Below are 25,875 nucleotides of genomic sequence, written 5' to 3'. Positions count from 1 at the left end.
GTGCTAAAGGGAATATGCAAACCGATTTGATATTGGCCAAAAACTATTGGCAATAATTGTTTGATACCACATAAGAATTTTATAGGTACTACGGAAATTTATATGAAGTCAGATTTAATTAAGATGGCGCTGATTCTTGGGCTATTGAGCTGCGTTGGCCCAGTCGCTATCGATATGTATTTGCCGGCATTGCCGGATATTGCAGCAAGTTTTGGTGCCCCTATTGAGGCAGCACAGTACACCCTGATGTCTTATTTCATTGCTTTTGGAGTTTGCCAGCTTATTTATGGGCCGGCTTCAGATATGTTTGGGCGTAAGCCCCCCTGTACTTCGGGCTACTTCTTTTTACCCTTGCATCAGTTGGCTGCGCTGTGGCCCCGACCATTGAATCGCTAATAGCTTTGCGCTTTTTGCAGGGAGTAGGTGCTGCTTCAGTAATGTCTATTCCACGAGCGGTTATACGTGATCATTATACCGGTGCTCGTGCGACCCGCTTGATGACTACAGTAATGCTGGTAATTTCTATCTCCCCGATGCTGGCGCCGCTGATTGGCAGTATCTTAATAGTACCCTTTGGCTGGCGCAGTGTTTTTATCCTGATTGCCCTGTTAACCCTCGCCAGTCTACTTTTGGCTGTAAGCAGTTTACCGGAGACGCTTGAGCGAAAGCATCGTATTCCATTCCAGTTCAGTGCCATGTTGGGGGCTTTTTCTACACTTTTACGCGATCCGGTTTACATGGGATTGACTTGCATAGGTGGCTTGGGCATTGCCAGTTTCTTTTCCTTTCTTGCCACGGCTTCTTTTTTGTATACAGGGTTTTACGGTCTTACTCCGACAGAGTTCAGCCTGGCGTTTGCTTTAAATGCCCTTGGTTTTTTTGTTTCAAGTCAATTTGCTGCAAATCTTGGAATGCGTTTTGGTTCAGTAGCAGTGGTGAAGTGGGCCACTGCCGGTTTTGCCATAAGTTCTCTTGTGATGTGCGCTGTGACTTTTGCCGGTTTTGATGAGTTTGTTTTATTAGTGGCAATGCTACTGGCGACCAACGTGTTTCTCGGCCTGGTAATCCCCACTTCAATGGTGCTTTCCCTTGAGGAGCATGGGCCTATTGCAGGCACCGCTGCAGCGTTGGGCGGAGCCCTGCAAATGTTACTGGGTGCATTGTCGATTGTGTTAACCAGTCTGGTATTTGATGGAACTCCCCAGCCTCTGACTGCCGCCATCGCAACTTGTGGTGTGGCCGCATTGGTAATATCTCGGTTGACCCTACGCGGTATTGCGCACCTGGCGGTACCCTCAAGCTGAGGAGCTCATTAATCCGATAGGTTTTTTAGTGGCTCAATGGAGTTATGTAACAATGGAAAATGTATTGGTTTACTCTGACAGTGTTTCCTGGGGCGTCATCCCTGATACCAGGAAGCGTATGGCTTTTCACTTGCGTTGGCCTGGAGTACTTGAGCGAAGCTTGAATGAAAAAGGCTGTGACGTGCGGGTGATAGAAAACTGCCTGAATGGTCGTAAAACAGTGTGGGATGATCCGTTCCGGGAGGGGCGGAAGGGGGTTGATGGCCTGGCGCAAGTGATAGAAATGCACTCACCACTAAAGTGTGTTCTGTTGATGTTGGGAACCAATGATTTCCAGGATACTCATGATAATAAAGCCTGGATGGCCGCTCAGGGGGTGGCAAAGTTGGTGTCAGTAATCAGACAAGCACCCATTGAGCCCGGCATGTCGATTCCTAAAATATTGATTATTGCTCCATTGGCTATCAATAACCCCAAAGGTATTATCGGCCATAAATTTGCGGGGGCTGAGCAGCGCTGTAAGAACTTTCCGGCAGAACTGGAAAAAGTATCCCGGGAGCTAGGCACCCACTACCTGGATGCCAACACTTTAGTCAAGGTTAGTGATATTGATGGTATTCATCTCGATGAAGACCAGCATTCCATTCTTGGCCAGGAAGTTGCTGATTACCTGCGGAAAATAAAAGTCTTAAGTTGGCCCTAGAGGTATACTTCCCAAATAGAAAAGGGCACCGGAAAATCTCTGGTGCCCTTTTCTAACCCAAGCTTTTAAGATGTACAGTATCAGGTGTAGGCACCGCTACTATAGATCAGCTCGTAGCTATGGCTGTAGAGTTCCAGGATGTTTCCGAAGGGGTCCTCCATATAAATCATGCGATAGGGTTTCTCTCCCGGATAGTAATACCTGGGCTTGGGCATGCGCTTTTTACCACCGGCGGCGACTATCCTTTCAGCTAGCTCTTCAAGGTTTGGGTCCTGCACGCAAAAGTGGAATATACCAGTCTTCCAGTATTCAAAATTATCTTTTGGGTTTTCCTGATTAGGAAACTGGAATAGTTCTACTCCGATACGGTCACCGGTCGACAGGTGGGCAATGCGAAAGCTACCCCATTTGGCCCCAAAGACATCGGTGCACATCTCGCCAATAGCGCTATGATCTTCATTGATTTCCGTTGGCGGCATAATCAGATACCACCCCATGAGCTCTGTGTAAAACTTAACAGCCGCCTCCAGGTCTGGCACCGATATGCCGATGTGAGAAAAATTTCTCGGATAAACATTCTTCATTGGTGGTTCTCCAAAAGTTGCGTCCGTTTCTAAGTTACTGTGGATAATCCATTACGTATAATTATGATTTGTGATTATTTTGAGTAATTTTTGTAATGATAAATCCTGTGTGGCTGCGCAGTTTCTGTGCATTGGTAGAATTGGGCAGCTTTACCAGAACGGCGCAGCACCTGCACATGACCCAGTCTGGCGTCAGTCAGCACTTGCGTCGGTTAGAGGACTTTCTAGGGCTATCTCTGATCCAGAGGAATGGAAAGCAATTCACCCTTACCCAGGCGGGTGAAAAGTTATATATCGAAGCCCAAGATATCGTCGATTCTCTCTCTACACTGGGTCAACGCCTTAGTGAAGATCCGGCTTATGAAGGGCAAGTGAGAATCCAGTCTCCCGGTAGTGTCGGGCTAAAGCTATACCCCAAATTACTGAATTTGCAGAAGACATACCCGAAACTCACCATAGACTATCACTTCGCCCCTAATAGTGGCGTAGAAGAATCCATACTTGGATACAAGGCGGATATCGGGTTTATCACCACTCCCTCGACGCTGACGGAAATAGCAAGCCAGCCCGTGGGGAGGGAGGAGCTACTTTTGGTGACCCCTGCGTCAGTTAAGAGGTTGAGTTGGCACTCATTGGTACAGCTCGGATACATCGGCCACCCAGATGGCGCCCATCAGGCGGGCTTGTTGCTGGGCGCTAATTATCCCGACTTTCAACATGTGGATATGTTTGCTCTTAAGGGATTTTCTAACCAAATTAGCTTGATTCTAGAACCTGTCAGTATGGGCTTGGGTTTTACTGTACTGTCTGCCCATGCAGTAAATGCATTTAAGAATTTCGGGCAGATTAAACCCCATCGCTTGGAGCACTCTATTAGTGAGACTTTGTTTCTGGTTACCCGCCGCCACAAAGTGATGCCGGCGCGGGTAGAAACTGTGATCGCGCTAACCAAGGAATGGCTTTAGTCAATTGGAACGCCTCGGGTATTGTATGTTGCGTTTTATCTCATATTTGTTTTTCGGAATGCTTGCCTTGAGTGCGAAAGCTGAGTTAATACCCAATTCACCTATCCAGCAGGAAAAAGACGAGATATTGATGTTGCTCGCATACTCGGTTGCTTACTTGGATTGGGTGGATCTAAAAGAAAAGCAAAAGCGAGGGTACAATATTGCAGCGGTCCTGTATGACAATAAGCAGGACAAAATTTTAGGAGTGCAGCGCAATGCTGTTGGCTTGTGTCGAGATAAAACCCAACATGCTGAAGTGCGAGTAATGCAGCAGTGTATTGGTAGTAAGTGCAGGGGTAAAGAGACTGATTACCTGGCTGATACTACGATTTATAGCACTCTGGAGCCCTGTATGATGTGTGGAGGTATGATGATTTTTCTTGAAGTTTCCAGAATTGTTTATGGTCAGTCAGATCCGAATTTTGGGAAAAATATAGAAAGACTAAAGCAGGATTTTAAATCTAACTGTAAATATAAAATTGAGTCGAAGGAGCATGTGGAAAATATCTGTAAGATAGATATTCCCGCAACCTATAGAGCCAGGAATATTTCTTCTGGGCCATCTACTTTGCTACAGAGAGCACAGCTTGAAGGGGCATTTTTCAGTTATCGTTTGTTATTTGGTAGTGTAATGACAGATTTTCTTATGAGTGCAGAAGCGAAGAATATTTATCGCACTGCCCACCAGCGTTTAATGGAGTTCAAACCTAAATATCAAGCAAATAATATTGTGCTGTCTGAGAGCCAAAAACAGTTGAAGCAATTAAAAAATACTCAGGGAGATATTGATCGATGTATAGTGGGGGAGCTGCGCTAACACTAACATGATATAATTTTATCTGAAAAATATTGGAGTGTTTACTCCAGAACAATCAGCTAAACTGTTAAGGGAGCGAGTGATATAAGCCAAGCCATAGCTATATACTCGCTAATAGATATTGACTTATTTGATCAAGTATTTCTCCAGCGTTTATAGGATTCTTCATATGCAACAACCGTTGAGAATCCCAATGCTTTTGCAATTTGCATTTTATCCATGGATTGGATATCCAGTGAATTCAACTTCTCCCTCCGAGCTAAATCCAGTATACGCCTGAAAGAAGTGTTTTGTGCATTTAGGCGAATCTGCAAGGAGCGCTTATTAACTTGTAGTATATCTGCTAAAAAATCCAGACTGGCCGCACCCTCAGGTAAGTAATCTTTGATAATATCTTTGCATCGATTAGGTAGAGACTCATCTGATTTCATCTTCTGGAGCTGTTTTTTGGCAGCCAGTTTATTGAAGTCAAGAGAGGGTTTCCCTGGACTGCATAATTGTTTATCAAGTATAGAATTATCAAAACTGATGCAGTTTTTTTGATGTCCAAATTCAATGGGAACATTAATCAATGATGGTGCACTGTTCATCAATTCAGAATTATGATGAGTGAAGTGAATAACTGGGTGGCAGCTTTCATAATCGACAACAATATCTGAAATTAGTTTGAAGATGATTCCAATATTCAATTCGACTTGTTGTGTAGTGAATGGTGAAAAGCTGGGAATTAAAATATCAAAGCTGGAGCGCTCAGCCCCCTCACTGAATAATCCCTGATAGCCTTGCGTGCCAAGTTGCTGGAATTGCGTGCCAAGGCTAACAAGATGGCGAACGGTAGGGCAAGCCATTAAGACATGCGCAAATGCCTGAATGCTGGAAATTGATACATCTAGACCGGTACGAAACGCTATGGTGTTATCACTGAAGTAGTTGGATACTTCTTGAAGTGCTTGCCCTGTCAATCTTACTGGTACACGATGTTGTAAGTTCTGTAACTTAGCGTAATGATCACCATATATATTCTTTAACTTATCTCTTGGAAACCCCAAGTTTTGCCAGTATTGCACGTGACGATAAGTGGATGTTGCCAACCCTGTTGGCTCAGAAGCATAAAGTTCCTGGATGTTGGTAGTCATACTAAATTTTTGTACCGCTAATAATCTATTAAGCCAGTCATTAAATGATAAATAGATTGTTTGTGAATTTCTTAAGCTAATTTATAAAGTAATGCCATTATACTATGAATTTAACACTCAAAGTGTGAGATTGAACTAACTTTTTCTGACCAACAATTTGAATTTAGTAAGACAAAGTTCCCTCTGCGCTTACGAGTGATAACCTTTTTACTGTGCTGGTGGGAATGTACCCATTTTTTTAGTGAATATTGGAAAACAATTGATGTCTCAATTTGTCTCATCAGCGAGGATGTAACTAACATAGGGTTTTTATATATTTCTCTAGCATGGAAATGGTTACTCCATTAGAGCGCCATCCCAAAGCTTTTGATGATTTTTGAAAGGCCGAGTTATCAGGATAAGTCATCATCGCAGTCAGAATAAAAAATTTTTCTAGCGAATGTATGTTTTGAGTAAAACATAGAGCCGTCCAGGGCATTGTTACTATTTATTATCTTTATCTGACACCTGGCTTTTTCTGGATGGATCATTTCATTTATAAGTTAATAATATAAATCTATAGATAGGTAGTGCTACTTTTAATTGGTCCATGTACAAATGATATCTCAATATTAAAATAAATTTTCCTTTATTTAACTGGTGATTAAGTGGGTTCTGAGTGCAAGCTTACAGTTTTAGGATATTTATCATGAGTTTTTAAAAAATAGAAATAACCTGATGGGTTGATAATATTTTATAGTTTTTTCGATATTTTAGCTTCTTGGGACTTGCGGAGTTATTAGTTCTATTCAGGATTTTTTTGTCGATCCCTTAATCTCTTTAGGGTTTCAATAAGGATAATCTGGATATTATTAAAATAGAGGTAGTTCAAAACTGCCTTACTATAAAACACGAAAAAAATTACTCTTTTTCGTCAATCTATAAGCTGTGGAACTAGTCCTGACTGCATGTGACTGAATTCACGGTCGGTATGTATCTGCGCGATTTAGTATCTGGCCAGTGCTGCATGTTGTAGCCGATTTCTATATGGCCATTTAATTCTGTAATTAGCAAATAATTGTTTGCTTTTAAAGTAGAGAATAGTAGAAATGAATAACAGTAGCTTGCCTCTGGCACTTCTGATTACCGCTGCATTAGCTGGTTGTGGTGGCGGTTCGTCATCTGGTGAATCCGACGATGAGACCACGCCCCCTTCGGCAAATTCTGATATACCGAACCCTGGAAACGGATTAGTAATATCGTCTTTCACCTTGGTCAATTCACAGGGCAACTCGGATATTGTTTCACTAACCGATGGTACAGACATATATCTAAGTCAGGTTGGAAGTCAATTAAATATTAGAGCAAATAGTGATCAGGCAGAGAGTGTGGTATTTGAGTTAACAGGGGCTCAGACACACAATATGATTGAAAACGCCTCACCATATGCTCTATTTGGTGATGATCAGGGTGATTTTAATCATTGGACCCCCGTAGTCGGAACTTACACCCTTACCGCTACACCTTACTCCCAGGATGATGGGGTAGGTTCTGCCGGAACCAGTGCCTCAATTACATTTACTGTAAAACAGAACGATGGAACCGACCCGACAGATCCGGACCCAGATCCGACGGATCCTCCGGGGCCAGTCGACCCGGATGATATCGGCCATAGTGAACATTGTACTGTTTCCGGTACGCTGGAAAAGTGGCACCGAATAACGATTACTTGTGATGATTTGTATGCATCAGAAAATAATGATGCTACGTTTACCGATTATCGATATAACGTGACATTTACACAAGGTGACTTGTCCTACACAGTGCCTGGTCATTTCGCTGCTGATGGCAATTCGGCCAATACGGGTGCTACTGAAGGAACAAAATGGCGTGCCTACTTTTCACCGCCAACTTCAGGTAAATGGTTCTTCGATGTATCTATGAGACAAGGGAGCCAAGTTGCAGTTGATCTAGATACAAATGCAGGCAATGCTGTTTCATTTGATGGTGAAAATGGTTATTTCCCGGTATTGCAATCCACAGCACCTGAGCTTGATATGAGGAGTAAGGGGTTACTTATACATAAAAAAGGAACCCGCTACTTACAGCATTTGGGGGATAAGTCAGTATATATAGAAGGTGGGATGGATAGCCCAGAAAACATTTTTGGTTATTCAGACTTTGATAATACAGAAAAACACTACAACGTAAATTCCTGCAAAGGTATATTACACAATTTTGAGCCCCACCTTGATGATTGGAATAATGGAGATCCCACCTGGAAAGACAGTAAAGGAAAAAGCCTTATTGGTTTAGTTAACTATATAGCTGAAAAAAATGTCAATGCAATTTACATTATGGCAAACACCGAAAGTGGTGATGGTTGTGATGCCCACCCTTGGGCAGTATATGATGGTAACCATCGGGCGTTTGATGTCAGTAAATTAGACCAGTGGGAGGTCGTAATGGATCACATGACCAGTAAAGGTATGTTGATTCACTTTATGACACAGGAAACAGAGAATAATAAAATTCTGAATAACGGTGACTTAGGGCTTGAACGCAAACTATATTATCGGGAGATGATTTCCCGTTTTGGTCATCACCCTGCACTGCAATGGAATATGGGTGAGGAGACTACTCTTAGTCAAGAGCAACACAAGGCAATCGCTCAATACTTAAAAGACGTGGATCCCTACGATCATCCCACTTTACTCCATACTTATGGTGGTCAATGGGATCAGCACTATCGACCATTGTTGGGAAATAGTAATTTTGATGGACCGAGCATTCAGATTGGTAATATTCCTAGTGATGCAAACCATCGTAACGCGCCATATCAGATGAGCAGAAAATGGCTGGCTGAATCCCAAACTAATAACCATCTTTGGTATGTTACCTTCACTGAAGCTTCCGGCGGGCAAGCGCCTGTACCTTATTCTGAGGTTACCCAAGTTCAGAGGGTCAATTGGATGTGGGGCAGTGTTATGGGAGGCGGAGCAGGATTTGAATGGTACTTAAAGAACCCTGGGTCTGGCCACGCGTATGACCTAGCAGTAGAGAACCTGAGAGAGTTTGATAACCATTGGGAGCAAACTGGCCACTTTGTTAAATTTTTCAACGATATTCTGCAAAACCAACTTGAAGTTAATTTACACAGTTTAAATGTGGATAATGAAGTAACTTCAACCAATAACGATTGGGTACTTTCAGATAGCGGTAATGCCTATTTAATTTACTTGCGCGAAGGTGGTACGACCAATATTGAGATTTCAAATGAGGATACCTATAAGGTTTACTGGTTCAATCCAAGAAGCGGCCAGTTGACTCTGGGTAATCAACTTGACGGAATGGGTACTCATAGTATTGGCACTGCCCCAACAGAAGCTAATCAGGACTGGGCAGTAGTAATCAAAGCGGAAGGTATAAACAGTAATGTTCACCCGGATATTGTAAAAGTTATACCAATTAACCCTGATGATGTTTTACTCGAACCTCAAACTAGTTGGATGGATAGCTACTCTATTGGTGATCAATGTTTTTGTGAGTCAAATTTTGACCACAATGTTGCCGATATTATGGTCTCGACAGACCATGGAACAATGACGGTTAAAGAAGCTTGTGACCTAATTGGCCCGGGTCCAGGATCGGCTGGCCGTCCCAAGTACAATGATATTCAGTGTGGTAACGGCCCGGCAAATGATGCTGGTGATGAAAACTACTGTCCTGGCCGTGTGGATATAGGTAAAGAAGGATGTGGTCATATCGGTCCGATTTGGAATTTTGACAAGTTAAATCCAGATCAACCTAAAGGTGACTACACAGAACAAAATGGTCTGGTAATTATGGAGGCTGAAAATACCTACTCAAATCTAGATGAATGGATCAAGAAAAATAATATTGGCGGTCATACAGGCAATGGATATCTTGAATTTAATGGCAATACACCACTAAATGGCCCACCTAAATCACCCCTAGAATATACTTTCAATATTACAAGGAGTGGCCTGTATTATTTGCATCTGCACGCTGCAAAAGAAAACTTAGTGTATGAGGGTGAATTTCGTACAGATCTGGCAAATGATGCTTATTTTCGACTTGAAGGAAATTATGAGGCGGGACCTAATGCCGGGAATAGTCATGGTAAAGATGCCCCTCTGGAACTATTGAAAAAAGATACAAAGTTCTTTGGTGGAGAACATAATAAATTCATCTGGGAATCCGGCAATAAATTAGATCCTGGTGGTCATAACAATAAACGTGTTGCCGTTTATAAGCTAAACGCAGGCGAAACGTATAAACTGGTGATGTCAGGTCGCTCGCAGAAATTTAAGGTAGATAGAATAGTTTTTCGGCATATTGATGTACCTGAATCTGATGCAGAGAATATAAATAATCCAGAAACCGTTGAGTAGTAACTGTTGCAGTGAGAGCCATGGATGGCTCTTTCGGCTGGATCATTATAGTTGTTCAATTGGGGACTACTTCATTGCTAAAGGTAGTAACTAAGGCTGTATGAGGCTTGGGTCGCCATGGATCATTAGATTATAAAAGTACACTATTGGTGAATAATGAAACTTCAAATAATAAAAAATTTATTTTGGTTGTCGATTGCTTTTAATTCTGCCCACGCTCAAGCTTTCGAGCCAAAGTCGGATTTTTCGGTGAATTTAGAGCGGGTTCGGTATTGCCAGAATTTTTGGTGCCTCAAACAAGACACTTTATCTGAGTATAGAGCCTGGGAGGTAGAGGGCGTCAGTCATAGTCGTCAGCTTCATACTCAGATTGCTAGAGTACGAAACCCAGCACGCGATAATGTAAGAAACTTGGTATTTATTGCTTCGGGACAACAGCCACCAGGAAATGGTGTCGAAAGCTCTGTGACAGGCCAGAGAGCTGGATTTAAAAAAGACTGTGGGGTATTAAAGCAATCTTGCTCTCGCAGCATAGATGGCCGTTCACTTGCTCGGCAGTTGCTAGATTCAGAGCATTTTCCAACAGATGAAACCTTTTTGGCGATTGCTTTTGATACGCAATTTAATCAGATGATTGGTAGTAATGAGAAGTCTCGTATAGAAAGGGCATACCTCAGTTGGCTAAAGTCAAAGGCTTATGCCTCCAATCTTGAGACTATTTACTTGGCGGGTTCTTCTCGTGGTGGTTGTCTCGTGATGAGACTGGCGAAAGCTATGCGAGCTGATCCAGATTTTCGTAATATTCGAACTGTTGTCCACAGTTTTGATGGTGTTTGTAAATGGACTCAAAATGAGTTGGGATTAACTTCTTCATTTCATCGTAATCCCATGAATTCTAGCTACTTAAGCTATTATACTGACCTCCATACACAATTTCCTTATAAAGATAATTTATACCTTCGGCAGTTGACTGGTGGGGCTGAGGTCATTGAATTATCTGGGGTTCACTCTTTTGCTTATACAGCTCAAGATACTGACTTAGGGTGGTATTCACAGAGATGGGTAAATTTGGATCATACTACCATCGGTCGGGACATGAGTCAGGACGTGAGGAATCAAACAATAGTACCCTTTTTACAGCATTTAGATGATGTGCTTTAGTTTTAGAATATTTTTTACCCACTTATCTTAAGGTGTTGGTAGCTACTAAACCACGGCCATGATAACTACATAGAGTAGTTATCATGGTGGCTACACTCTTTTTCTAATCTCCAGCAGTGGATTTTCTTATTTGAAAGTATATTTTTTGTATGTTTTTCATTCCTATTGTTAAGAAATTTGTACTCACGTATGGAGTGATCTAAGCAGAAAATTAAAGCATTGTTAGCATGAATATATTGGAGGTAATTGAGTTACGTCTAAATAATGTTTATGTCAATCAGGCCCTTTTTGCTTAAGGCTTGGTAGTTTTCTATTGAGATAGGGCGCTTATAATCCGGGTCTCCAAGCTCTTTAGGGGATGGCGATTGCATCTACTTATGGGTGTACTCTTAGTAGTTCAGTTTCTAAATGAAAATGGATGACACTACTCGATACATACCAAACAATAGGCACAGTAGAGATACTTTAAATTGAGGTTGAATTAAGTGACTTTTTTCTAAGATGCATATTACACAATATTGTATGATTGAGTTTTCTCTGTAATATTACACAAAAAAGTAAATAGGGACTATTGTCGTAATATTCACTATGTATCAGTTCACTTATGAGCCCACTCCAAAAAATGTTCTGTTGGATCTAATGGGTGTTAATAAACGACATGAGCTGGCGACTAGCCAGCTGGGTTATATATCTGATGCATTTGATATTTCTATCAATAATCTGCGGGTAACATTAAATAGATTGGTAGGTGCCGGTCTGATTACTCAGAATGGGCGAGGCATGTACCGTTTAACGGAAAAGGCTCTGGCCAAACGTGCTTTTATTAACCGTTGGCAGCAAAATACCTTTCACTATGATAATTGGGATTATCGCTGGCTCGCCTGTCATTTGCCCAAAGGTGTATCGCGTGCGGTCCGCGCAAAATCAATACTGGTACTTGAATGGTATGGCTTTGCTGCCGGTCTAGATCACCTATGGGTGCGCCCGAACAATTTAATCATCAATCATGCGGAATTGACCCTAACCCTGATAAGGCTTGGTCTCGAAGAGAGTGCTCATTGCTTTGTGTTGCAGGACGTACCGGACATATTAGTTAGTCACTGGGCGCACCACTTATGGGATATCGAACGGCTCGATAGTGAATATGATGCTCTTATACATTCGCTTGAAAGCAGCCTTACATCCCTGGCAGCAAAGTCTGTTAGTGCTTCGTTGCATGAAACATGTCGCTTGGGTGGTGAGGCGATCCACCGTTTAGCGGTCGATCCTTTACTACCAAAAGTTATTAGGCCACAAAAGAAGTATCAGCAACTAAAGAAAATTGTACGTAAATATGATCGTGTAGGCCGCAATATTTGGCTGGAGCAACTGCAGAAATTAGGTGTTGACACATAATCAAAAAAGGTACCCCGCGATGAATATTCCTGTGAGTAAAGAAGAGGTAAAGCCATTTCTGGAGCGCAGTGATGCCAAAGCCTGGTGGATAGTAGTCAGCACTTGGCTCGGAATAATAGGTATTTTCGTCGTGGCAGCACTACTGCCACACTGGTCAACTTACATTATTGCAGTATTCTTACTAGCGGGGCGGCAGCAAGCTTTGGCGGCTATTATGCATGAAGCGGGTCACAAAACACTTTTCGCAACTCGCTCCTATAATAAATTTGTTGCCAAATGGTTGTCTTCACCATTTTTATTGATGGATGGTGAAACTTATATAAAAAGCCACATGCTTCATCACCGGAGAGCAGGGACAGATCAAGATCCAGATCTACAGAACTATAAAGATTACCCCGTGACCAAATTGAGCTTGGTGAGAAAGTTTACCAGGGATTTTTGGGGATTACTGGTTTAAAGGCTAATTTATACTTATTTCTAAGTGGGCGAGATCTATTAAGCAGAAAAAAGCGGATTAATTTTCAGTTAACACGTGGTTTATTTGTTAACGGTGTTATGTTTTCGATGTTATGGGCTTTTGGCTTTCCACAGCTTTATATATTATGGGTTATAGCCTACCTCACCGTATATATGGCTATTATACGGATGCGCCAAATCGCCGAACACGCAGGTGTTAAAGACCTCTACCACCTGGAACCTAAATATAATACACGTTCGGTTCCAAGGGGTATCTTGGGATTACTGTTTGTTAGCCCCACTGATGGTCTGAGTTACCACTGTGAACATCATGCATTTATGGCGGTCCCCACATATAACCTCAAAGCGCTGCATAAATTGCTGAAGGAGCGCGGTTATTACGATGATGTTGAGTTGGCCGATAATTACCTAGGTGTTTTGAAGCAGGTGGTAAGGTAAGGATTAGCGACAGTTAAATTTTCACTTGTACGTTGTTTCTCACCAATTGTATTCCCCTTAGAGCTGACTAAAGGCCATAGTATTGATGATAGTTACCTCGATAAAGCCCGGCACCGGTCTCTCACTGGTGCAGGGCCTTGTGAGCAAACTTTGCAAGGGTATTGGTAATTTGCTTGATCAGAGAGGATTTTAGATTCCATACATGCCAGTACAGCGGAATTTTCAGATGTTGATCTGGGGTGAGCTTTATCAGGGTGCCCCTTTTCAGTAAATCGGCAACTTGAATATCCGGTGCCATTCCCCATCCAAGTCCTAAAGTCAGGAAGTTGAGAAAGCCCTTTGAGGATGGGATTTCGTGTGAGGGATACTGTCCTGCCTCAATTCCCCAAAACTGCTTAAGATAACGGCTCTGTAACTGGTCTTTGTAATTGAACTCGACGGCAGGAGCATAGCGAAATTCATCCACATCTACCGGATCGGAGAAGTACTGCTCCTTGAAGGCCTGAGTGCATACCGGGTAGTAGGCCATATGTCCCAGTAGCAGGGACTGGCATCCCTGCAGATTACTGGTTACAGAACTAACACAGCCGATAACTTCACCGTTCTTCAGTAATTCATGGGTGGCATCCTGGTCATCTACCTTCAGGTCTACGAGCAGGTGCTGTGAGCGGATCAAGGGTGTGATGGCTTTTAAAAACCAGGTATCCAGACTGTCCGAATTGAGGGCAATACGCACCTTGTTTTGGTTGCTATAGCGGGTCTTGCTACCCTCTGGATCGATATCCTCCAGCAGCTCATGTTGCAGCAGGTTCATCTGTTGGTAGTAGCCCATTACTTTCAGGCCGGCTTCCGTTGGACGTAGGGGGTAGACCTGATCAGCAGGGCCTGACCAACCTGTCCCTCCAGGGCTTTGATACGCTGGGACACCGCAGATTGGCTTACATGAAGCAGTGATGCGGCCTTGTCAAAGCTCTGCTCCTCCACCACAAAGGCGAACGCCTGTAGTTGCTTAAGATCTAGCATAAGATTTTCTTATGATGGCTTAAAATAATTAAATTTACTTATTCTAGCGCCCCTCTTAATCTCTCGCCACTTCCCAGGTCCGCAGGCCCGCGGACAAGACTCAATAGCTACAGGAGGCACCGTGGTTTCGGGTTTGTTACTGGCCCCTATGACAAAGGGCTTTATCACCACTATCAGTTTGATCATGGCGATTGGCGCGCAGAATGCGTATCTACTAACGCAGAGTATTCGTCGCCAGTATCACTACAGTATCGCCGCGCTGTGCGTCTTGATGGACATTGTTCTGATCACCTGTGGTGTTTACCTCGTATCACACCTGGCCCAAGCGGAAGGCAACTGGATGGTCTGGTTGACCTGGTTGGGAGTGGCCTTCCTGGTTGGCTACGGCGCTATGGCATTTCGCTCCGCTTTAACCAATAAAGGGCTTGAGGACAAGAAGGAATGGGTTAAATCGAGACGCTCGGCTCTGATCACCGCGGTAGCGCTGACCCTGCTAAACCCCCATGCCTATGTGGATACCGTAGTGCTGATCGGGTCGGTTGGTGCCCAGTATGCCGGGGAAGGTACTCTGTTCTTCGTGATTGGTGCCTGCAGTGCCTCGGTACTCTGGTTCGCGCTGTTATCAGTAGGTGGCAGTATGATGCAACCGCTGTTTAAGAATCCGAAGACCTGGCGTGTGCTGGATGTTCTGGTGGGTATTATGATGTGGTCGATTGCGGCAAGCCTGCTTTGGGCTAGCTAATTTTACAAAAAGTTATCAATCGATGTGAAATTGGGGTCTACCGATTTATCTCGTAGGCCCCTATATAGGCCCTTATAGAAGCTAGACCAGTTTCAACTCCAGTGAAGGGGCACAGTTGTATGGGCCTTCACTAAATATACGGTTTTTCAGAGTATTGGTGAATGGGTTACGTTCTTATGGCAACCTTCTCACTTTCTTGTTGTTGGGCACTCTCCGCATCTTGAGCACTGGTACTTAAAGAGCGCCCCAACTTGACAAATGGCCTTTCAATAAGCCAGTAAATCAAGGTTGCCAGCGCTATACTGGCCAATGTTGTTACAGACAGATAAACGGATAAAGGGAAGCCTGAAAAAACTTGGCCCCAAGGCTGGGATATAGACCATTTCATCACGTATATCATGCATAAGTGAAATAAATAAATGGAATAGCTGATTGTTCCCAGGGTGGCGAAATGTCGTATGGAATTTAAAGGTAATGATATTACTGAGAGGAAAATACCCAGAGCAATCAGGTGCGACAGTCCAAAGCGAACGGGCTCACTACTAATGGAATTACCGAAAAGGTGCAAGCTTAGCACCAGTATAGGGATAGAGAACGTTGAAGCTATAGCCAATACAGCATAGCGATGAAACCTCTTGGTCTCAAAACAGTAACGGAGTAAGGCTCCACAGCACATTACGGCTATACCATAAGGGATATAAGTGATTGTTACTGGTAGTTGTAGCTGTAAAGCTGGTGAGTGTTCGAAAAGCTGTAGACAGATAAATAAAGACAGCGTCGCCCAACAAAGCAATAAAAGGTTCTTTGGATTCCCTAGTAGTTTAAGGGCAAACATCATTGCACATAGTAAGTAGAAAATAAGCTCTGCAGTAAGGGTCCAGTATAACTTCTGCACATTTTCAAAGCCCAGGAGTCCTTGCAGCATAGTGGTATTTGCCAGGACAGCTACTGGCGAGAAAATGTGACCAGCAAATAACCATGTAAAGCTAACTGCGATAATGAGAGAAACCCAGTACGTAGGGTAAAGTCGAAAGAAGCGTCGTATAGCAAAGCACTTTAGAGGGCGATTCGCTTCAAGCAGACTATGAGGAATTACATAGCCAGATAACAAAAAGAAGCAGAGAACACCTATTCTGCCAAAATCCAACTGGCTAATAAAATTAGCGAGGTCTGTCCCATGCAGGGCAATATTAGGTATTTGAATGAATACTTCGCTACTATGCTGCCAAACAACCAAAAGGGCTGCCAGTCCACGTAGGGTATCAAGATTAAGTAAGCGCTTACTCATGGTTGACAGCCTCTATCCCTGGCCAATCGTAAGAAGTTGAACACTTCTTGTTACTACTCTATTACTATTGCCATAAAATGAATTGACTAAAAGCCAATCAAAAGGCTTATTTTGGTAACTACTTTCCTTTGATACTACCATAAATCAACAAGATGTAGCTCTGTCCAATTTTTTCTTATTGAATGATTATGAGGTTCTCCGATGACTCTTTTTTGCGAAAGAGTTAGTGATAAGAATCAAACTCCTAATCTGATGAATATATTGATAAGTATGTCTCTGACGAATCAAAATTTTCCTTTCGAAATTAAAAAAGAGAAAGTGATGTATGGAAAGAGATCATTTCTTATAATAATATCTTTCCAGCCAAATTTTTAAAAAATATGGGTCTTTGTTAATCAAAATCGTAGGGGTACAAACTGATTCGTTATTAGAATTGTAAATAGAAGAAAAATAAGGGTGCACGCTATCCAAGTGATTGCAATTGAAAGAGGCAGGGTGCGCATTGTCATACCATGTTCTTTATGGTTCTTATCGGTGAGATGGCTTTCAAGCGAGCAGTGTCCTAAATGAGGTGCAGGCCCATCCCGCCCTGGTAAAGTCATACACCCATGTTTCAAGTGGTTTTTAACCAAGTAATAGTTAATAGGGTAAGCGATTATTCCACCGACGATAGTTGCAAGGCTCATTCGGAACCAAAATGTGGCATTTGTGGGTTCTTCTGATCCGGGCCATAGCGAAGCCAGTATTACCATAGTTGGAATCATTCCTCCCATCACCATATTCATAGAAACAGTCTCGGCGAAGAATGTTTTACGTACAGCTTTTAGATAGCTTCCCTGATACATACCACGCATCATCAGTGCTTGGAAAATAAAGAGCCCGCAGATAAAACCGGCAATGTATTCAATAGTGGCATCCCAGCCATTAGTGAGTCCGAAAATAGGAACTATTGATGCTGCAATCACGATTCCAGTTGCATCGCCAGCCAGGCAATGCATCTCACTGTTTACGCTTTGCTTCCATGTTGCCCGAGTAAAAGTATCGTGGGCGCCAGGGAAAGGCCGATGACAAGTAAGAAGATAGAGTATTAATCCGACAACACCGGTATATACCACCACCAATATCCATGCCATACGTTGTACCCAGCTGGTCGGCGCATTGGTGATGGAATCCCAAACGACAAAGACCACACTTATAGCCGCGAAAATAAACCAGACAAGCATAGCGCCATTTAGCATACCAGATTCTCTTTAAGGATTAGGCTGATATCTAGTAGTTTAATTGATAGTTACCGGTTTTTGAGAATTTGGATGGGTATTGGCTGTATCCATTCGAAGTTACATATTTATATATCGCACTTACTTTTTCAGGACTATAGTGCAGCAAGATAATCTTGGAAGATATTAGGGTAATACTTGAAGTACTTCAATTGATATAGAGTTATATTTACCTAATTGATCCACCAAATAATTTGGCTTAAGCTTGATCTATTGAAGTTACGTAAGATTAGCTGCTTTTACACTTTGATTTGACCTGGGCTCGTATATTGTTGCTTGGATCATGTTTAGAGAAATTTGATGGTGAGTTATGTGAACAACGCAATAACAGGTCAAAAAAATTTTTTAGACGCTAAGCGGCGATGTAAAAAGCAATCGAAAAACTGCTGTTAATTTCTAGATTAATTGCAGTTATGTAAGTACATAAGTGCTATTTATGTGCTCTACAATTGGTACTAAATGGAGAATAAATGTCTAAAGATCCTAAACTGGTCGCGGAACAGCTAAGGAAACCATCTGGTGCTTTAGCTTCAGATACTGCACTGCAGATGAACAAGGCTAATAAAGCAACGAACCTGGCTGCACTAGAATTGCTTAATGTGGTAGATCATGACCATATTCTTGAGATTGGGCCCGGCAATGGCAAGTTTGCAGTAGATGTGCTTCGTAAAGGCTCCAGTATTCGCTATACGGGAATCGATTGGTCCAGTGAAATGGTTGCGAGCGCGAAAACTCTCAATTCTAAACACATTGAATCGGGACAAATGGACTTTAAAGTTGGAACCTCGGAGAGGTTGCCGTTTGCCGACAGCCAATTCGAGAAGGCGATTACTGTCCACACCGTCTACTTTTGGGAATCTCTCAAAAAACATTTATCTGAAATACGCAGAGTACTGGTACCTGAAGGAAAATTTTGTTTAGCTTTTGGTGATAAGTCTTTTATGCAGAGTTTGTCATTCACACCGTTTGGGTTTCAGCTTTTTGATGAAAGCGACATTCGAACTCAATTAATTGAAGCTGGCTTTAGGGGTATATGTAGTGAAAAGCATATTGAATATGGAGAGAGCAATACTGGTGATCGAGTAGAAAAATTAATAAATATTATTTTATGTGAGGCTTGAGCCGAAAATTATATAGGGTTACCAAAAAACTTGGTGTTGCTGCTGATTGTTTCGGGTATGATTTCAATGAAAATTTGGCAATGAAGCCTCAAGCACAGAGTTGGTATGTTTTGAGCAGTGGTAAAGTCCATGAAAAGGTTGTTAACGCTTGGTCTCTATTTGATAGAGTACTTGAATGATTACTTATTGGCTTAGCTAATTTTGTGTTGATAGGTATCAGTATCCTTGCTCATATTGATGAATATCTTGTGTGTTCAGCAATGTCCGAGTAATGTCATCCAGTAATTTATCATAGTGCTTTGCATTTCTTTCACCAGACCTCTTCAATTCTTTCAAGTTTTTGGGGGATGCATCATCCAATGCGGGATTAGCATCATATAGATCTGGCTGAATTCGGAAGTACTTTGTATTTTCTACAGTAGATGAAATTTGTTTCAGATAATAATGCGTCATTTGGGCTCCGCCACTCAGTGCGATATCTATCGCTGGTCTCGCCCAGTTAAAAATGCCCCAATTTTTGACTTCTTTGTATTTGTAGCTTATTAGCTGTTTACCAGTGCCAAGAGATACAATAATCATATCCTTAATACCACCCACACCGCTAAACTTAATGGCCTCTGAGTAGGCACATAATGCAGGGTCACTGGCTACCATACCGCCGTCTACCAGGATATATTTTTTGTTAAGTGGCGGCAGCGAATAAATACGTGCAGGTTCAAAGTAGGTTGGTGCGGCAGTACTGCCTCTTAGTAAATCTCTTACCAAAAAATCTTCATCTCTTATTATGGCGCAGTGTTGCCTAAAGATAACTTGCTCGCGCTTTTTAATATCATAAGAAATGAAACAGGTGGGTTTTAATAGTTTGCTTAGCTTTGTTTTACCAAAATACTTCTTTAATATCTTTTCCAGTTCATGTGTAGAGTATTTTTCTTCCTTAAGCAGTCTCAGCTTGTTCAGGTAAGGCCAGATTCCAGTATCAAACACCTTACCTCCTTCTTTAAGGTAAATATTTACCGCTTCCCGGGCTGAAAATTTGGGTCTTCCCTCCTTGTTTGGACAAATATAGGCCGCGCCTAATATAGCGCCAGTGCTTGTTCCTGCAACCAGATCAAAAAAATCTCCTATTCTGGCGTCGGGATTGCCTGATTTCACTCTCAGCTTGTGTTCAAGAGAAACCAATATCTCACCAGGCAGTATGCCTCTTATCCCCCCTCCATCAATAGATAGGATTCTGATCGCCACTGTTCACTCTCCTCGTCTTTACTAATTGTGTGCGATTCTAGAAAGATAGCACTAGGATCAACAGTTAATGCTTTAAATATCAGAGATGACTACTACATACCGAAAGAGTTTGTCGGTACAAAAAATCCCCCTGTTTAGCAGTATTTCTGTATGAATAACAGGAATGTATAAATTTTAAAGAAGGCTGGTGCATGCACATAAACGGGTTGGTGGGCAACTATCAGCTTTTTTAAAAGCAAAAAATTTACGCTGACTTTTATAGTTACAGTAAAAATCTTAATAGTTCCTTATTGTCCTCAAGGAATGTACAGCCACAGATTTATACACAGAACGTGAGGCTGTTGGATATGATCACTTGTTTATTAAAAGGCAAAACAAAAGACCATTATTAATGACATGTTTGGAATAACGCGTTTTCCTATTTTTTGAGGCTTAAGGTTATCGGTCCGTCGCTTAATTAACCATGCAAGTACAGAAGGGCATTTAGACACACATAGTAACTATCTTGGGTCGGACTACAATGATCAGGGCTAAGAAGCGCCGCAGGTGGAGCTTCCCAGATTAAGGAAGGGTACCCATTATGGCTATGAACCTCGCACAGAAACTGATCAAGAGCCATCTCGTGAGCGGTTCATTGGAACCCGGTAGTCCAATAGAGATAAAGATTGACCAGACGTTGGCTCAAGATGGCACCGGCACTCTGGTAATGTTAGAGCTAGAGGCGCTTGGTTTATCGCAAATCAAGACTGAGCTTTCCGCACAGTATGTAGACCATAACCTCCTACAGACGGACTTCAAAAACGCTGATGATCACCTGTTCCTGCAAAGCGCCTGTCGCAAGTTTGGACTTTGGTTCTCACGTCCCGGTAATGGTGTAAGCCACCCGGTACATATGGCTTGCTTTGATATCCCCGGAAAGACGTTACTTGGCGCCGATAGCCATACCTGTGCCGCCGGCTCTATGGGCATGCTGGCCATTGGTGCTGGTGGCCTACAGGTGGCCATGGCTATAGCTGGCGTTCCCTTCGCGCTGAAAATGCCGAAAGTGCTTGGCGTAAAGCTTGAGGGTGAATTACCGCCATGGGTCAGTGCCAAAGACATAATCCTGGAAATGTTACGCCGGCAAACAGTGAAGGGCTGTGTGAATAAGATTGTCGAGTATCACGGCCCAGGCCTCGCCAATCTGACCGCGATGGACCGCCATGTGATCGCCAATATGGGGCAGGAGATGGGTACCACTGCCAGTGTCTTTCCTGCCGATGAAGCTGTGAAAGCTTTTCTCAAACAGCAGCACCGAGAAAGCGATTATGTAGAAATGAAAGCCGATGAGGGTGCGAGCTATGACGAAGAGGATACTATCAATTTATCTGATCTTGAGCCGCTAATCGCCTGCCCATCCAGCCCAGATAAAGTGGTAACCGTACGTGAGGTGGCGGGGCGCCCTATTTACCAGAGCTATATTGGCTCTTCCGCTAACCCGGGGCTGCGGGATTTCGCCATACCAGCGCGTATTGTCGCAGGTCGTCGTTTAGCCGACGATGTCTCTTTTGATATCAACCCAACCTCGCGCCAATTGCTTGAAGAGCTTAGCCGGAGTGGCGATCTCACAAAACTACTTGAAGTTGGTGCGCGCTTGCACCAAACAGGCTGTGGCGGCTGTATTGGTATGGGGCAAGCTCCCGCCACTGGCCGTATCAGCCTACGTACTGTGCCACGTAATTTCCCCGGTCGATCCGGCACAGCAGATGACCAAGTCTATTTATGCAGCCCTGAAACTGCCACTGCCAGTGCACTGAAGGGCGTGATCACCGACCCTCGTGACCTGGATATGGACTATCCCAGCTTTAGTGAGCCGGAATATCTGCCAGATATAAGACCGTTACTTCAACCACCCCAAGAAATCTCTGTAGCAGTTGAACTGATTAAAGGTCCGAATATCAAACCGTTACCAAACTTTGAAAAGCTTCCGAACATCTTAACGGGCCCGCTATTACTGAAAGCGGGTGACAACGTTTCTACGGATGAAATACTGCCTGCCGGAGCGGAGATTTTACCTTTGCGCTCAAACATACCCGCCATTAGTCGCTATACATTTTCCCGTATCGATGAAAACTTTTACCAGCGGGCAATGAAATTGAATGGTGACTGTTTTGTTGTTGGTGGTGAAAATTATGGGCAAGGCTCCAGCCGTGAACATGCAGCGGTATCTTCACGGTTTCTTGGCGTAAGGTGCATAATCGCAAAAAGCATGGCTCGTATCCATCGCCGTAATCTCATTAACTTTGGTGTGCTGCCACTGCTTTTTGAGAACTTTGATGATTACGACCGACTTGAGCAAGATTCAATTCTTGAGATTGACAAGCCAATAGCACAATTGAAGTCAAACAACGCCGTAAAGCTTTTGATTAAGTCATCTGGCGAGAGTATAAATCTGCGGAGTGACCTGTCAGCGGATGAAATTGAGGTGCTAGAGGCTGGTGGTATGATTAATCAAGTACGAGAAAAGTATCTGAGTAACGGGAAGTCGTAGATTTTACTTTATTCATAATTCTTTATAATAATTTTTATCTTAAGATGGGATATTGTATCCAGTGTCTTAGCCATGAGCGAAAAGCTTTATTATTTATGAACTAGGTGGGTTGTGTGATATTAAAATTTGAAATATTCTATAATTCTAATTAAAGGAAAAAATCAATATTTCCGTGAGGTTAATGCATGTATTTAAATCTTTTTGTAATTGATAAGGCGACACTGTAGATTATTATTCTAGTTTCTAATTTATTAAGGAGTCTCATTCGGGCAATTCCTCTTAATGAATGAATACTATTTCAATATAGTTAGCGTTGATGCTGGCATAATAGACAGGTAAAACTTCTAAAGCAATAGGAAAAAATGTGAAAATATTGCCTAGCTTTATAGAGTTTAGGGTAGCCTGGAATTTAAAAAACGTGATATTAAAAGCAAATTTTAGGGAAGCAAATCTCTATTCCTTGCCGGCCACAAAAGAATTGTCTGATATCAGTATTCCATATACATGAGCTATTCAATAAAATAAAATCGCCTTGCATAATTTTTGATACTGCCATTATCGAGCTATCTGATTCTGACGCTACTGTTAAACCCGGTAAAAATGGAGTCATGGATTGAGTACCAAATAACGAAAGTATATTGTAGACTTCTGTTGCTGTTGGGTCATAGCTAAGCATGCTATGATCAAATCCAGCCACCCCCTTATTGGTAAAAGTTAAACTGTTAACAAATATTTCTCTCTCTATTTCTGGTAGTGCACCTAAGGGTGATTTCTCTATTGGAGTAATCTCTAAATACTTGTCTAACTCTTTTCTGTTTTTTATTGGAGCAAGTAGGAAGTCACTCCTTCTTTTCTCCATCCAATATTGCTGTTTATCTTTCATTGACCTACTGTGGTTGAATTTTTTTCTTTGATTTTGAGATGAATTCTCCAGGGTAGATGCCTGAAGTGAGAAGAAAATAGATGTAACTGTAAGGATTGATACTGTTTTTCTGATATTTTTCATGTTTTGCCTATCTATAAATGATCATACCTGATTCAGATAATCAGCGATGTAAGAATGAATTCTAAGTACTTACAGATCTCAAAAGGTTTAATTGTGGCCCAAATAACAATCTCTGAATTTTAGATTAAAGTTGTTGGAAAAAGGTCAAATTTTGCTCTGACTCAAAATTATGACTAGTTGTCTACTATGATCTGCACTGATATCAGTTTTAATTTTTATGCCTCTTATATAAGGTTTATTGCTTAGGCCTGTTCAGCATACAATGCAAACTAATCTAATAAAATTTATTTGCCATCTATGCTATTTTCTGGTGCTATTTTCTGCGAGCGGTTCAAATTGATATTGGTCAAAGCATTATTGAGTGCTGTAGGCTCTCCCTTTTGAGGCCAGCCAACAAATGACTCGGTAAGTTTTCCATCAGAAAAAAATAAAATGCAGGAGTTCCAATATTGCTTCTAAGCTCAGGGTGTCCCGGCCATGGTGGTGCGATATGCATTAATCCTGCAGGTAACTTTGGGTAATTTAGTGACCACTTAAGAAAGCTCTCTATGTACAACTTTCCTCTAGGTTCAGTGAGCCAATATGAGTAATCAGAGAAAATCATTTCCAACTCCCTATCACTAACAATATATTTAGCTGCTGAAATTGAGAAATTACACAAGGGATTTGATACTACTAAAACAAATGGCCCATCGTTTGGTATACTAAATGCGCGTTGTGTAAGAGATGTTTCCCCTATTTGCCAAATAGTAGGGTGGTTAGATGCTATTTCTTTATTTCTATAAACTTTCGGTATCGCTTGCAAATAGTCTAAGTTTTTATTTTTGATCATATCTCTAGCCAATTCAAATTGCCGAGTAGCGATATAGGCTTCTTGTAGATCGGCCAAGTGGCGCTTCTTTATAATATTTTTCACCTTCAAATAATTTAATACCTTATTCATGTCGTCGACATATTTAATCTCTGGGTTATAGGCAATCGTAATTTTTGTAGCTTGAAATAGGTATTCCAATTCAATCCCGCTAAAACTTATAAATTCGTTGGAGTTTATAATGGGAGTGACGTTATCTACATAAAATTGTTTGGCCGAATTTATCTTATTTTTATCTATTCTTGAGTTTTTGTAGATCTGTCGTATCTGATTATAAATGTTCTTTATTGTCTTATCAGTGCTTGCCCAAGCCTCAATGTGTAGATTAAAAAGCAGTAGTAAAGTGACAAATGTGCAAGCTTTTTTAATAGATTTAAATTTGTTCACAAGGTGCATGGTGGCAAAGTTTCCTTATGGAGGAGGGTTTGACGTGCGTAATTTATTTACTTTGTTTGGGTTAAAGTAAAATTGTAAGAAACTAGTAATAACCAAATTGGTAGAGGGCGTCATAAAGGTTGGAGCCAAAATAAATAGCATGCTAAGTTTACCGTTGGTAAGGCGGGTAAGTCAATAAAGACAACATGTTATCTACTATTTTGGCGTTAAAAATATCAACTAATCGTTTTGGGACTAAAGTCTCATAATAAAACGTACCATCCGAGATCGAAGAATAAATTCTAATAAAAGCAAATGTAGGTTTTGGTTATAGGGTTTCTCTGGACAACATGGGTTGACACACAGGTGAATTGATTGTTGTTGTGTTATTCAAAACTATTTTAGATAAACAGAAGGGGACTAGGTTGGAGTCAAAAAATGCTGCATTACTTTCCTGGAAAATTTTAATGGAATTACATTCTTGATACGTATTACGTCCACGAGATAGATTCTAAATTTTTCTGAGTTCCCAGTTGAATGCCAGTATTGAGGAGCGCTGTAGTTGGACCCTGTATTGTACGGATATGTGCAGCCACTACACCAGCTGCTATCAGTGGTTATGGAGTGAAAGTTCTCATGGCTCGTATCCACCGGCGCAATCTCATTAACTTTGGTGTACTGCCACTACTGAGTGGGAACTTTGATGATTACGATCGACTCGAGCAAGATTCAATTCTTGTGATTGAAAAGCCAATAGCACAATTGAAGTCAAACAACTCTGTAAAGCTTTTGATTAAGTCATCTGGCGAGAGTATTAATCTGCGGAGTGACCTGTCAGCGGATGAAATTGAGGTGCTAGAGGCTGGTGGCATGATTAATCAAGTACGAGAAAAGTATCTGAGTAATGAAAAATAGTAGATTTTACTACATCCATAAATTACTCAGATAATTTCAGAGATATTTTTTATATCAAATGGCCTTTTG

Annotated in this window: 23 protein-coding genes; 14 read left to right on the top strand and 9 right to left on the bottom strand. The window is 41.9% G+C overall.

All coding sequences use genetic code 11. The features are described from left to right. Positions 1-102: 102 nt before the first annotated feature. The 3 genes from P3339_RS17860 to P3339_RS17850 are packed head-to-tail and all read left to right on the top strand — an operon-like array spanning position 103 to position 2,007. On the top strand, positions 103-396 hold the full coding sequence (locus P3339_RS17860; RefSeq protein WP_282951414.1) for a hypothetical protein: 294 nt from the start codon (positions 103-105) through the stop codon (positions 394-396). Further along, positions 372-1,304 (top strand): MFS transporter, encoded by a 933-nt coding sequence (locus P3339_RS17855; RefSeq protein ID WP_282951413.1) that lies wholly within the window; start codon positions 372-374, stop codon positions 1,302-1,304. Before P3339_RS17860 ends, P3339_RS17855 begins: the two co-directional genes overlap by 25 nt. Positions 1,305-1,356: 52 nt before the next feature. Beyond that, a complete protein-coding gene (locus P3339_RS17850) occupies positions 1,357-2,007 on the top strand; it encodes an SGNH/GDSL hydrolase family protein (protein WP_282951412.1) in 651 nt (216 codons plus the stop codon). Positions 2,008-2,087: 80 nt separating this feature from the next. On the opposite strand, the gene P3339_RS17845 is transcribed toward P3339_RS17850, so the two are convergent. Beyond that, positions 2,088-2,591 (bottom strand): lactoylglutathione lyase family protein, encoded by a 504-nt coding sequence (locus P3339_RS17845; RefSeq protein WP_282951411.1) that lies wholly within the window; start codon positions 2,589-2,591, stop codon positions 2,088-2,090. A gap of 95 nt (positions 2,592-2,686) precedes the next feature. Here P3339_RS17845 and P3339_RS17840 point away from each other — a divergent pair, with 95 nt between their 5' ends. Beyond that, positions 2,687-3,556, top strand: a complete 870-nt coding sequence (locus tag P3339_RS17840) for a LysR family transcriptional regulator (protein WP_282951410.1) — start codon at positions 2,687-2,689, stop codon at positions 3,554-3,556. A gap of 67 nt (positions 3,557-3,623) precedes the next feature. Continuing rightward, a complete protein-coding gene (locus P3339_RS17835) occupies positions 3,624-4,415 on the top strand; it encodes a nucleoside deaminase (RefSeq protein ID WP_282951409.1) in 792 nt (263 codons plus the stop codon). Between the two features lie 134 nt (positions 4,416-4,549). Here P3339_RS17835 and P3339_RS17830 read toward each other — a convergent pair whose 3' ends face one another. Further along, on the bottom strand, positions 4,550-5,551 hold the full coding sequence (locus P3339_RS17830) for an AraC family transcriptional regulator ligand-binding domain-containing protein (RefSeq protein WP_282951408.1): 1,002 nt from the start codon (positions 5,549-5,551) through the stop codon (positions 4,550-4,552). Between the two features lie 1,088 nt (positions 5,552-6,639). Here P3339_RS17830 and P3339_RS17825 point away from each other — a divergent pair. The 5 genes from P3339_RS17825 (at position 6,640) to P3339_RS17805 (ending at position 13,416) form a co-directional block, all read left to right on the top strand. Next, positions 6,640-9,945 carry a DUF5060 domain-containing protein gene (locus tag P3339_RS17825; protein ID WP_282951407.1) on the top strand — a complete coding sequence of 1,102 codons (3,306 nt, stop codon included), beginning with the start codon at positions 6,640-6,642 and terminating at the stop codon, positions 9,943-9,945. Between the two features lie 156 nt (positions 9,946-10,101). Next, on the top strand, positions 10,102-11,106 hold the full coding sequence (locus P3339_RS17820) for an alpha/beta hydrolase family protein (protein WP_282951406.1): 1,005 nt from the start codon (positions 10,102-10,104) through the stop codon (positions 11,104-11,106). 588 nt (positions 11,107-11,694) lie between these two features. Continuing rightward, entirely contained in the window at positions 11,695-12,501 is an 807-nt protein-coding gene (locus tag P3339_RS17815) for a hypothetical protein (RefSeq protein WP_282951405.1), read from the top strand. Positions 12,502-12,520: 19 nt separating this feature from the next. Continuing rightward, positions 12,521-12,958 (top strand): fatty acid desaturase, encoded by a 438-nt coding sequence (locus P3339_RS17810; protein WP_282951404.1) that lies wholly within the window; start codon positions 12,521-12,523, stop codon positions 12,956-12,958. Next, a complete protein-coding gene (locus P3339_RS17805) occupies positions 12,940-13,416 on the top strand; it encodes a fatty acid desaturase (protein ID WP_282951403.1) in 477 nt (158 codons plus the stop codon). Before P3339_RS17810 ends, P3339_RS17805 begins: the two co-directional genes overlap by 19 nt. A gap of 121 nt (positions 13,417-13,537) precedes the next feature. Here the strand turns inward: P3339_RS17805 and P3339_RS17800 are convergent, their stop codons facing one another. Continuing rightward, positions 13,538-14,248, bottom strand: a complete 711-nt coding sequence (locus P3339_RS17800) for an ArgP/LysG family DNA-binding transcriptional regulator (RefSeq protein ID WP_282951402.1) — start codon at positions 14,246-14,248, stop codon at positions 13,538-13,540. Between the two features lie 5 nt (positions 14,249-14,253). Continuing rightward, positions 14,254-14,439 carry a LysR family transcriptional regulator gene (locus P3339_RS17795; RefSeq protein ID WP_282951401.1) on the bottom strand — a complete coding sequence of 62 codons (186 nt, stop codon included), beginning with the start codon at positions 14,437-14,439 and terminating at the stop codon, positions 14,254-14,256. A 121-nt stretch (positions 14,440-14,560) separates the two neighbouring features. On the opposite strand from P3339_RS17795, the gene P3339_RS17790 reads away from it, so the two are divergent. Further along, entirely contained in the window at positions 14,561-15,181 is a 621-nt protein-coding gene (locus P3339_RS17790; RefSeq protein ID WP_020412257.1) for a LysE/ArgO family amino acid transporter, read from the top strand. Positions 15,182-15,347: 166 nt separating this feature from the next. On the opposite strand, the gene P3339_RS17785 is transcribed toward P3339_RS17790, so the two are convergent. After that, complete coding sequence (locus P3339_RS17785; protein WP_282951400.1) at positions 15,348-16,469, bottom strand: acyltransferase family protein; 1,122 nt, start codon at positions 16,467-16,469, stop codon at positions 15,348-15,350. Positions 16,470-16,864: 395 nt separating this feature from the next. After that, the gene (locus P3339_RS17780) at positions 16,865-17,707 is read right to left on the bottom strand and encodes a DUF4396 domain-containing protein (RefSeq protein ID WP_282951399.1); all 843 of its coding nucleotides are present in this window, start codon (positions 17,705-17,707) and stop codon (positions 16,865-16,867) included. Positions 17,708-18,216: 509 nt separating this feature from the next. Between P3339_RS17780 and P3339_RS17775 the strand changes: the two genes are divergently transcribed. Then, positions 18,217-18,867 carry a class I SAM-dependent methyltransferase gene (locus P3339_RS17775; protein ID WP_282951398.1) on the top strand — a complete coding sequence of 217 codons (651 nt, stop codon included), beginning with the start codon at positions 18,217-18,219 and terminating at the stop codon, positions 18,865-18,867. Positions 18,868-19,083: 216 nt separating this feature from the next. On the opposite strand, the gene P3339_RS17770 is transcribed toward P3339_RS17775, so the two are convergent. Then, on the bottom strand, positions 19,084-20,109 hold the full coding sequence (locus tag P3339_RS17770) for a patatin-like phospholipase family protein (RefSeq protein ID WP_282951397.1): 1,026 nt from the start codon (positions 20,107-20,109) through the stop codon (positions 19,084-19,086). 580 nt (positions 20,110-20,689) lie between these two features. On the opposite strand from P3339_RS17770, the gene P3339_RS17765 reads away from it, so the two are divergent. Then, positions 20,690-22,639 (top strand): aconitate hydratase, encoded by a 1,950-nt coding sequence (locus P3339_RS17765; RefSeq protein ID WP_282951396.1) that lies wholly within the window; start codon positions 20,690-20,692, stop codon positions 22,637-22,639. 424 nt (positions 22,640-23,063) lie between these two features. Here the strand turns inward: P3339_RS17765 and P3339_RS17760 are convergent, their stop codons facing one another. Both P3339_RS17760 and P3339_RS17755 read right to left on the bottom strand, forming a co-directional pair. Next, a complete protein-coding gene (locus P3339_RS17760) occupies positions 23,064-23,645 on the bottom strand; it encodes a hypothetical protein (RefSeq protein ID WP_282951395.1) in 582 nt (193 codons plus the stop codon). Positions 23,646-23,991: 346 nt separating this feature from the next. Then, positions 23,992-24,912: a hypothetical protein gene (locus P3339_RS17755; RefSeq protein WP_282951394.1), complete on the bottom strand. Its 921-nt coding sequence runs from the start codon at positions 24,910-24,912 to the stop codon at positions 23,992-23,994. Between the two features lie 615 nt (positions 24,913-25,527). On the opposite strand from P3339_RS17755, the gene P3339_RS17750 reads away from it, so the two are divergent. Beyond that, the gene (locus P3339_RS17750) at positions 25,528-25,806 is read left to right on the top strand and encodes a hypothetical protein (RefSeq protein WP_282951393.1); all 279 of its coding nucleotides are present in this window, start codon (positions 25,528-25,530) and stop codon (positions 25,804-25,806) included. Positions 25,807-25,875: the final 69 nt, after the last annotated feature.

It is taken from the genome of Microbulbifer sp. MLAF003 (assembly GCF_030012965.1).
In the GTDB taxonomy this organism is placed as follows: Bacteria; Pseudomonadota; Gammaproteobacteria; order Pseudomonadales; family Cellvibrionaceae; genus Microbulbifer; species Microbulbifer variabilis.
Note: the sequence above shows the minus strand (reverse complement) of the source record. Positions and strands in the feature narration are given on the sequence as shown.

Bases quoted from the DNA above. Each gene is read 5' to 3' on its own strand.
- P3339_RS17860 (WP_282951414.1), top strand. From the start codon at position 103: ATGAAGTCAGATTTAATTAAGATGGCGCTGATTCTTGGGCTATTGAGC.
- P3339_RS17850 (WP_282951412.1), top strand. From the start codon at position 1,357: ATGGAAAATGTATTGGTTTACTCTGACAGTGTTTCCTGGGGCGTCATC.
- P3339_RS17845 (WP_282951411.1), bottom strand. From the start codon at position 2,591: ATGAAGAATGTTTATCCGAGAAATTTTTCTCACATCGGCATATCGGTG.
- P3339_RS17840 (WP_282951410.1), top strand. From the start codon at position 2,687: ATGATAAATCCTGTGTGGCTGCGCAGTTTCTGTGCATTGGTAGAATTG.
- P3339_RS17830 (WP_282951408.1), bottom strand. From the start codon at position 5,551: ATGACTACCAACATCCAGGAACTTTATGCTTCTGAGCCAACAGGGTTG.
- P3339_RS17825 (WP_282951407.1), top strand. From the start codon at position 6,640: ATGAATAACAGTAGCTTGCCTCTGGCACTTCTGATTACCGCTGCATTA.
- P3339_RS17820 (WP_282951406.1), top strand. From the start codon at position 10,102: ATGAAACTTCAAATAATAAAAAATTTATTTTGGTTGTCGATTGCTTTT.
- P3339_RS17815 (WP_282951405.1), top strand. From the start codon at position 11,695: ATGTATCAGTTCACTTATGAGCCCACTCCAAAAAATGTTCTGTTGGAT.
- P3339_RS17810 (WP_282951404.1), top strand. From the start codon at position 12,521: ATGAATATTCCTGTGAGTAAAGAAGAGGTAAAGCCATTTCTGGAGCGC.
- P3339_RS17800 (WP_282951402.1), bottom strand. From the start codon at position 14,248: ATGGGCTACTACCAACAGATGAACCTGCTGCAACATGAGCTGCTGGAG.
- P3339_RS17795 (WP_282951401.1), bottom strand. From the start codon at position 14,439: ATGCTAGATCTTAAGCAACTACAGGCGTTCGCCTTTGTGGTGGAGGAG.
- P3339_RS17785 (WP_282951400.1), bottom strand. From the start codon at position 16,469: ATGAGTAAGCGCTTACTTAATCTTGATACCCTACGTGGACTGGCAGCC.
- P3339_RS17780 (WP_282951399.1), bottom strand. From the start codon at position 17,707: ATGCTAAATGGCGCTATGCTTGTCTGGTTTATTTTCGCGGCTATAAGT.
- P3339_RS17775 (WP_282951398.1), top strand. From the start codon at position 18,217: ATGTCTAAAGATCCTAAACTGGTCGCGGAACAGCTAAGGAAACCATCT.
- P3339_RS17765 (WP_282951396.1), top strand. From the start codon at position 20,690: ATGGCTATGAACCTCGCACAGAAACTGATCAAGAGCCATCTCGTGAGC.
- P3339_RS17760 (WP_282951395.1), bottom strand. From the start codon at position 23,645: ATGAAAAATATCAGAAAAACAGTATCAATCCTTACAGTTACATCTATT.
- P3339_RS17755 (WP_282951394.1), bottom strand. From the start codon at position 24,912: ATGCACCTTGTGAACAAATTTAAATCTATTAAAAAAGCTTGCACATTT.
- P3339_RS17750 (WP_282951393.1), top strand. From the start codon at position 25,528: ATGGCTCGTATCCACCGGCGCAATCTCATTAACTTTGGTGTACTGCCA.